This window comes from Okeania sp. SIO2F4, assembly GCF_010672385.1.
In the GTDB taxonomy this organism is placed as follows: Bacteria; Cyanobacteriota; Cyanobacteriia; order Cyanobacteriales; family Microcoleaceae; genus Trichodesmium.
This window is the reverse complement of sequence record NZ_JAAHGT010000129.1, coordinates 1-2,614: the sequence shown is the minus strand read 5'-3', so window position 1 is coordinate 2,614 and position 2,614 is coordinate 1. Positions and strand designations below refer to the sequence as shown.

At 32.1% G+C, this 2,614-nt stretch carries 3 protein-coding genes; all 3 read left to right on the top strand.

Annotation, left to right across the window (positions count from 1 at the left end):
* Nucleotides 1-281: 281 nt before the first annotated feature.
* The 3 genes from F6K22_RS43060 to F6K22_RS10825 all read left to right on the top strand — a co-directional run bounded on the left by F6K22_RS43060 (nt 282) and on the right by F6K22_RS10825 (nt 2,123).
* On the top strand, nt 282-353 hold the full coding sequence (locus tag F6K22_RS43060; protein WP_375340150.1) for a hypothetical protein: 72 nt from the start codon (nt 282-284) through the stop codon (nt 351-353).
* Nucleotides 354-633: 280 nt separating this feature from the next.
* Nucleotides 634-705 carry a hypothetical protein gene (locus tag F6K22_RS43055; RefSeq protein WP_375340150.1) on the top strand — a complete coding sequence of 24 codons (72 nt, stop codon included), beginning with the start codon at nt 634-636 and terminating at the stop codon, nt 703-705.
* 836 nt (nt 706-1,541) lie between these two features.
* Entirely contained in the window at nt 1,542-2,123 is a 582-nt protein-coding gene (locus F6K22_RS10825) for a thioredoxin family protein (RefSeq protein ID WP_293096965.1), read from the top strand.
* The last annotated feature ends 491 nt before the right edge of the window (nt 2,124-2,614 follow it).

Below are 2,614 nucleotides of genomic sequence, written 5' to 3'. Positions count from 1 at the left end.
AGAAAGAGTATATTCAAATTAGGGAAAAGGCAATCGGGAATGGGAAATAGAAAATTCACCATTTTCTACAGTTGCTCAAATTGCTGAAGTCAACAATTTGTTGATTTTAGGGAATAGGGAATAAGGAAGAGAAAAAAATACTGTACTTCATTCAAAGATGAGGGGATAGGTATTCCAATTGAGAACCAAAAAAATTGTTTGAATCTTTCTACAGAGCAAGTAATGTAGGCAAAATAGCAGGAACAGGATGAGGATTATCTATTGTTAAACAGTGCGTAGAGTTGCATAGTGGAAAAATAGATTTTTCCAGTGAAGTTGGTAAAGGAACTACTTTTATAGTGGAAATTCCATGAGAAAGAGTATATTCAAATTAGGGAAAAGGCAATCGGGAATGGGAAATAGAAAATTCACCATTTTCTACAGTTGCTCAAATTGCTGAAGTCAACAATTTGTTGATTTTAGGGAATAGGGAATAAGGAAGAGAAAAAAATACTGTACTTCATTCAAAGATGAGGGGATAGGTATTCCAATTGAGAACCAAAAAAATTGTTTGAATCTTTCTACAGAGCAAGTAATGTAGGCAAAATAGCAGGAACAGGATGAGGATTATCTATTGTTAAACAGTGCGTAGAGTTGCATAGTGGAAAAATAGATTTTTCCAGTGAAGTTGGTAAAGGAACTACTTTTATAGTGGAAATTCCATGAGAAAGAGTATATTCAAATTAGGGAAAAGGCAATCAAGAATGGGAAATAGGAAATTCACCATTTTCTACAGTTTCTCAAATTGCGGAAGTAAACAAGTTTTGGATTTTAGGGAATAGGGAATAAGGAAGAGAAAAAAATACTGTGCTTGATTAATTATGATAACCACTATATAAATTTTTTGTACAGGAAAAAATATCAGTAGTTTTCAAGCTAAAAACTATCTACTTATTATGAATTTGGCAAAAAATGTTCATTAATAGATAATGGGTAATAGATAATTACCTCTGGTTAAAACCGTAAGGGAATTGAATATAAGGAAATATTATTTCTTGTCTTGGTCGTTTTCAGCTGTCGCCGACATGAAACGCGGAGCAACTTGAATTGCCGAGCTTTCCGTAGGGTGGGATGGCTAAGTTTCTTCGCTATATCCAATCTCCCCTTGAGAAGAAAAAAATTCCTTTTAGGGAATCCTTTTATTACAGAAGAGGTAATTATTAATTATTAATTATTAATTGTTGAACATGTTTATAATTTTGCTATAGAAGGTAACTAGCTGATAATAATCATGCTAAATCTGGCCGATAGAGTATTATGAGTGTATGGAGGAGGAGATGGTTTAACCTAATTTAGAATAAAATATCTTTAGTCACTAGATTTGATATTATTGCTTTTAGAGTAGATTGGGGAAATCCTTGACTAATAATGTAGTAATATTTAAAGTCTGACAACTGACAACTGATAACTGAAATGACATCCCCTGATTAAATTTTACTGCTGAACCTTGCAAAAAATGTGGTATTTTTTTCCTATAAAGTAAAGTTAAACAGGAGTAATTTATGGCTTTAACAGAGTCCACAATGTTGACATTGGCAACTCTAGCGCCAAATTTTCAGTTACCAGATGTAGTTTCCGGCGAGATAATTTCTCTATCAACATTTGAAGGAAAAAAAGCATTATTAGTAATGTTTATTTGTCGTCATTGCCCATTTGTAAAACACGTTCAATTAGAACTTGCTAAAATTGGCAAAGATTATCTTCCAAAAGATGTGGGAATTGTCGCTATTAGTTCCAATAATATTGAAACTAACCCTGATGATGCTCCAGATAAACTCAAAGAAATGGCATTAGAATTAGGATTGAATTTTCCCTATTGTTTTGATGAAACTCAAGAGGTAGCAAAATCTTATACTGCTGCTTGTACTCCGGATTTTTTCTTGTTTGATGCTGATTTTAAATTAGTATATAGAGGGCAATTAGATGATAGTCGTCCTAGTAATGAAAAACCAGTAACGGGAAGTGATTTACGAGCAGCTCTAGATGCAGTTTTAGCAGGAAAAAATATAGGCGAAAAACAAAAGCCTAGTATAGGTTGTAATATTAAATGGAAACCAGGAAATGAGCCTTCTTATTTTGGTTAGAGGTAATTTCAAAAATGGTTGAAATAAAGTCTAATATTGACAGGAGATAATATAACAACTTAATCGTAACTATTGACTTATTAGGTATCAGCAATTAGTGGATTTTATAAAATCAGAAACTTTTGCTGAAATAGTAGTAGATAAACTTGTTTGTCACTCCATCAGGTAGAAAATTTATGAAATTTGAGCTGAAATTTTCACAGAATCAGGATTTACGCAGAAACCATATATATAGCGTTCAAAACTAGAACGTTATAGTTTTTAAACTCTATATATAGTAATTTTCCCTAAGTCCTGAGCATAACTACTATTTCTGTTATGATCATACCCTGAACAAACAGAATCAGGATTTATGGATAAACCATATATATAGCGTTCAAAACTAGAACGTTATAGTTTTTAAACTCTATATATAGTAATTTTGCCTAAGTTATGAACATAACTACTATTTCTGTTACGATAATAGCCTTAACAAACAGAATCAGGATTTA